The 5,882-nt window shown below is 70.6% G+C and carries 5 protein-coding genes; 4 read left to right on the plus strand and 1 reads right to left on the minus strand.

What is annotated here, in order from left to right; genetic code table 11:
* Together LQV45_RS16000 and ligA are read left to right on the plus strand one after the other, a co-directional pair.
* On the plus strand, positions 1-652 hold a 652-nt coding region (locus tag LQV45_RS16000; protein ID WP_374208228.1), incomplete at its 5' end, for a tRNA methyl transferase PRC-barrel domain-containing protein.
* A 157-nt stretch (positions 653-809) separates the two neighbouring features.
* Complete coding sequence (gene ligA, locus LQV45_RS16005) at positions 810-3,251, plus strand: NAD-dependent DNA ligase LigA (protein WP_230007889.1); 2,442 nt, start codon at positions 810-812, stop codon at positions 3,249-3,251.
* A gap of 63 nt (positions 3,252-3,314) precedes the next feature.
* Here the strand turns inward: ligA and LQV45_RS16010 are convergent, their stop codons facing one another.
* Positions 3,315-5,003, minus strand: a complete 1,689-nt coding sequence (locus tag LQV45_RS16010) for a long-chain-fatty-acid--CoA ligase (protein WP_230007890.1) — start codon at positions 5,001-5,003, stop codon at positions 3,315-3,317.
* 60 nt (positions 5,004-5,063) lie between these two features.
* Between LQV45_RS16010 and gatC the strand changes: the two genes are divergently transcribed.
* The gene (gene gatC, locus LQV45_RS16015; protein WP_230007891.1) at positions 5,064-5,363 is read left to right on the plus strand and encodes an Asp-tRNA(Asn)/Glu-tRNA(Gln) amidotransferase subunit GatC; all 300 of its coding nucleotides are present in this window, start codon (positions 5,064-5,066) and stop codon (positions 5,361-5,363) included.
* The coding region (locus tag LQV45_RS16020) for an amidase (protein WP_253074572.1) at positions 5,360-5,882 on the plus strand (523 nt) is incomplete at its 3' end. The genes gatC and LQV45_RS16020, both read left to right, overlap by 4 nt.

Below are 5,882 nucleotides of genomic sequence, written 5' to 3' on the forward strand. Positions count from 1 at the left end.
GTCCTACGTCCTCGGTGTCCTCACCGCCGAACAGCTCGCGCACACGTACTTCCCGCTCGGATCGACGCCCTCGAAGGCCGTCGTGCGGGCGGAGGCCGAGGAGCGCGGGCTGTCGGTCGCGCAGAAGCCCGACAGCCACGACATCTGCTTCATCCCGGACGGCGACACGCGCGGCTGGCTCGCCGACAAGGTGGGCGCCGAGCGCGGCGAGATCCTCGACCGCGCCGGCACCGTCGTCGGCACGCACGAGGGGGCGCACGCGTTCACCGTCGGACAGCGGCGCGGACTGCAGCTCGGTGTTCCCGCGCCCGACGGCAAGCCCCGGTTCGTCCTCGAGGTGCGTCCGGTGAACAACACCGTGGTCGTGGGCCCGAAAGAGGCACTGGCGTGCGCCGAGATCGCGGGGGAGCGCGTCACCTGGGCGGGCCGCGCGCCCGAGTCCGCCTCGTTCGACTGCCACGTTCAGATCCGTGCCCACGCGGATCCGGTGCCCGCGTCGGCGGTGCTCGAAGACGGCGTCGTGACGGTGCGGCCCGCGGAGCCGTTCGACGGCGTCGCGCCCGGACAGACCGCCGTGCTGTACGACGGCACGCGCGTGATCGGCCAGTTCACGATCGACCGCACGGTGTCGGCGGTTCCCGTGGAGGCGTGAGCCGACGACGCCGTCGCACCTCCGGGCAACGGAGGATTTTCGGCGGAGGGAGGATGGTCAGCGCGGCATCCGTCCTCCGCTCCCGGAATCTCCTCCCGCACGTGTCCGCGCGGCAACCCCCGCGGGCGATGTCGGGGGCCGTCCCTAAGCTGGACGGGTGACCGAGCACGACCAGCTTCCCGATCTGACCCTCGACGACGCGCGCGCCGAGGTCGACGACCTGACGCAGCGCATTCTGGGGGCGCGCGACGCCTACTACGGTCGGGATGCCGAGCTCGTCGACGACGCGACCTACGACGGATGGATGCGCCGGCTCGAGGCGATCGAGCGGCTCCACCCCGAGCTGCAAGGGCAGGACAGCCCGACTCTGTCGGTCGGTGCCGCCGAGGCGACCGATCTCGTGACGATCGAGCACGCCGAGCGGATGCTGAGCCTCGACAACGTCTTCTCCGCCGACGAGCTGCGGGACTGGGCCGTCAAGACCCAGGCCTCCGCCGGTCGGCCCGTGCAGTGGCTCAGCGAACTCAAGATCGACGGTCTCGCGATCAGCCTGCGCTACGAGAACGGCGTGCTGACCTCTGCGGCCACGCGCGGCGACGGGCGCGTCGGCGAGATCGTCACCGACAACGCGCTGCGGGTCGCCGGCATCCCGCGTGAGCTCTCCGGCGAGGGACATCCGGCTCTCGTCGAGGTGCGCGGCGAGGTCTTCATCCCCGTCGCCGCGTTCGAGCACCTCAATCGGCTCCAGGGGGAGTACCGGGAGCGCGCGGTCGCCGAGGCGCGGGAGCGTGCTGCGGCGCGTCGCGGGGGCGTGAAGGCCTTCGACGAAGAGAAGGCGGAGCTCGCCGCCGCTCGGCGGTTCCCGGCGTTCGCCAACCCGCGCAACGCCGCCAGTGGCGGCTTGCGACAGCAGATCGAGAAGAAGAGCGGGCTCGAACTCGAGGCGGGTCTCGCGCGCATCGACTCCCTCGCGCTCTACGTGCACGGCATCGGCGCGTGGCCCGATCCGCCCGTGTCCGCGCAGAGCGAGGTCTACAGCCTGCTGGCGTCGTGGGGCCTTCCCACGTCGCCGTACAGTCGCGTGGAGTCCACCGTCGACGGCGTCCTGGCCTTCGTGGCGCACTACGGCGAACACCGCCATGACGTCGAGCACGAGATCGACGGCGTCGTGGTGAAGGTCGACGAACTGGCGTTGCACGACGAGCTCGGCGCCACCAGTCGTGCGCCGCGCTGGGCGATCGCCTACAAGTACCCGCCCGAGCAGGTGAACACGAAGCTCCTCGACATCGTCGTCTCGGTGGGGCGCACCGGGCGTGCGACGCCGTTCGCCGTGATGGAGCCCGCGCGGGTGGCCGGGAGCGTCGTGCGGCAGGCCACGCTGCACAACCAGGACGTCGTCAAGGTCAAGGGCGTGCTCATCGGCGACACCGTCGTGCTGCGCAAGGCCGGTGACGTCATCCCCGAGGTCCTCGGCCCCGTCGTCGAACTGCGCGACGGTACCGAGCGCGCGTTCGTGATGCCGACGAACTGCCCCGAGTGCGGCACACCGCTGCGCCCCGCGAAAGAGGGCGACATCGACCTCCGGTGCCCCAACGCTCGCTCCTGCCCGGCGCAAGTGCGCGGACGCGTCGAGCACATCGGCTCGCGCGGAGCCCTCGACATCGAGGCGCTCGGTGAGGTGACCGCGGCCGCGCTGACACAGCCCGACGTCCCCGCCGAACCTCCGCTCGACACCGAGGCGGGATTGTTCGACCTCACGATCGAACAGCTCGTCCCCATCGAGGTCGTCGTCCGCGACGCCGAGACCGGCGAACGCAAGATCGACGAGAAGACCGGCGACGAGGTCCGCCGCACGCCGTTCCAGAAGCTCGGGTCCGCAACGTATCCCCCCGGAACCGAAGACCTCGATCCTGCCGAGCGCCGCCGTCGCGGTATCCGCAAGGACCACCGCGAGGTGCTCCCGTCCGAGCAGGCGGTGAAGCTCGTGGCCGAGCTCGAGAAGGCCAAGACCAAAGATCTCTGGCGTCTGCTCGTGTCGTTGAACATCCGCCACGTCGGCCCCGTCGCCGCACGCGCCCTCGCGCAGTGGTTCGGGTCATTGGATGCCATCCGCGCGGCGTCTCGTGACGAGCTCGCCGCGGTCGAGGGCGTCGGCGGGATCATCGCCGATGCCGTGATCGACTGGTTCGAGGTGGACTGGCACCGCGAGATCGTCGAGCGCTGGGCGGCGGCCGGAGTGCGCTTCGCCATCCCCGGGCACCCCGGTCCCGGCGCCGCCGCAGCGGCCGGGGGAGTCCTCGCCGGTCTCACCGTCGTGGCCACCGGCTCACTCGACGGCTACAGCCGCGAGGGCGCGCAAGAGGCGATCATCCAGGCCGGCGGCAAAGCGGCATCGAGCGTGTCCAAGAAGACCGACTTCGTCGCGGCCGGTCCCGGTGCCGGCTCGAAGCTCGCCAAGGCCGAAGAGCTCGGCATCCGGATCTTGGATGCCGCGGCCTTCCACCTGCTCGTCACCCAGGGGCCGGACGCCCTGCCCGCACGGGTGGACGAACAGGCAGATCCGGCGGACGAACAGGCCGATCCGGCGCCGGAGGGCTGATCCCGCCGAGCCCCGACGCAGAGGGGCCGGCGGATGATCCACCGGCCCGTCCGGGAACGGCGGTCAGTCCGACAGCAGGCGCTCCTTGACCTGGCGGCGCAGGACCTTTCCGATGAGGGACTTCGGCAGTTCGTCGACGACCACGACGCGCCGGGGCACCTTGTACGGCGTCAGGATGCCCCGCGCGAAGGTCCGCACCTCTTCGGGGTCGAGGTCGGAGCCGGGTGCGGCAACGACCGCCGCGACCACGTCCTCACCGGAGTGATCGCTGGGAATGCCCACGACGGCCACGTCGGCGACGGCGGGGTGCTGGCGCAGCACGTTCTCGACCTCGGTGGGGGCGACGTTGAAGCCTCCCGTGATGATGAGCTCCTTGATGCGGTCGACGACGCGGACGAAGCCGCCGTCGTCGATCGTGACGATGTCGCCGGTGCGGAACCACCCATCCACGAACACCGCGTCGGTCTCTTCCGGCTTGCCGTAGTAGCCCGAGAACACCTGCGGACCGCGCACGAGGAGCTCACCGCGTCCGCCCGGCTCGACATCCGTGCGGGGATCGTCCGGATCGACGACGCGGCACTCGGTGCCCGGGAGCGGCAGGCCCACCGTTCCGGGGACACGGTTCTCGGCGACCGGATTGGCCATGAGCACGGGAGAGCACTCGCTGAGGCCGTAACCCTCGACGAGGTATCCGCCGGTGGCCTTCTCGAACGGCACCACGAGATCGTGGGGGAGTGCCATCGCGCCGGAGATCGCGACCTCGGTCCCGGCGAGCGACACCCCCTGGGCCTCCGCGGCGGCAAGCAGACGCTCGGCGATCGGCGGCACAAGGGGCAGGAACGTCGCCGGGTGCTTCTTCGTCACCGCGAGCACCAGATCGGGATCGAACTTCGGGAACAGCACCAGGCGCGCGCCCATCGACATGGCGAAGGTCAAGCAGAGGGTCAGGCCGTAGGCATGGAACATCGGGAGCACGGCGTAGACGACGCACCCCTGGCCCCGCACGATCGACGGCACCCACGCGCGAGACTGTGCGGCGTTGGAGAGGAGGTTCGCGTGCGTGAGCATCGCGCCCTTCGGCATGCCCGTCGTGCCGCTCGTGTACTGGATGATCGCGAGATCGGTTTCGGTCGGCCGTGGGTGAGCCTCGGGCAGCGGATCGTGTCGCACCACCTCGGCCCAGGGGGTGGCATCCGAGGTCTTCTCGGTGAGGGCCGCGCGTGCCTCGCGCGCCTTGGCGATGGGCAGACGAAGCGCGACCTGCATGCGCAACGGCATGGCCTGCGTGACGTCGACCGAGATGAGCGTGTCCATCTGCAGATCGGCGGGGAACTCCTGCACCGTGGCCACGACCTTGCTCCACACGATCGCGTGCTTCGCGCCGTGGTCCTCGAACTGCTTCCGCAGCTCGCGCGGGGTGTAGAGCGGGTTGTGCTCGACGACGACGGCACCCAGCCGCAGGACGGCGTAGAACGCGACGATGTGCTGCGGGCAGTTGGGCAGCACGATCGCGACCGGATCGCCGGCGCGGACACCGTGCGCAGCGAGAGCCGCCGCGGCCCGGCCGACTTCGGCCGACAACTCGGCGTACGTGGTCTCGCGGCCGAAGAACTCCAACGCCGGGGCGTCGGGGTAGTCGCGGGTGGACGCGTCGAGGATGTCGACGAGAGACCCCGACTGCGGGTCGAGGTCCTCCGGGACTCCGGGGGCATAGCTGGCGGTCCAGGGGCGAGGCGGTTCGAAGCTCGTCACCGCTCCAGCGTAGGTGGGGGTGGGTCTCGGCGCGCGGTGGTCGCGAACTAGACTTGCCGGGTGTCTGAAATCACCCCTGATCTCGTGCGCCATCTCGGTGTGCTCGCTCGGATCCAGTTGAGCGACGACGAGGTGCAGCGCCTCACCGGGCAGCTGGATGCCATCGTCGACAACATCGCCAAGGTGTCCGAGGTGGCAACGCCCGACGTCGTCGCGACGAGCCACCCGATTCCGCTGAACAACGTCTTCCGCTCCGATGTCGTGGGCGTCACGCTCACCCGCGACGAGGTGCTGCAGAATGCTCCCGACCAGGCCGACGGCCGGTTCCGGGTGACCGCGATCCTGGGGGAGGAGCAGTGACCGATCTCACGCGCCTGAGCGCCGCCGACCTCGCCGCCGCACTGACCGCGAAAGAGGTGTCGAGCGTCGAAGCGACGCAGGCCCACCTCGACCGCATCGCCGCCGTCGACGGCGACGTGCACGCCTTCCTCCACGTCAGCGACCACGCCCTCGACGTCGCGGCCGACATCGACCGCCGCCGCGCGGCCGGCGAGCAGCTCGGCGAGCTCGCGGGTGTGCCCTTGGCCGTCAAGGACGTTCTGGTCACGACCGACATGCCCTCGACCAGCGGATCGAAGATCCTCGAGGGCTACATGTCGCCCTACGACGCCACGGTCGTCGCGCGCTCCCGTGCGGCGGGGCTCGTGCCGCTCGGCAAGACGAACATGGACGAGTTCGCCATGGGGTCGTCGACGGAGTTCTCGGCGTACGGTCCCACGCGCAACCCGTGGGACCTCGATCGCATCCCCGGTGGCTCGGGCGGTGGCTCGGCCGCGGCCGTCGCCGCCTTCGAGGCTCCGCTTGCGCTCGGCTCCGACA

The organism is Microbacterium sp. Bi128 (assembly GCF_918698205.1).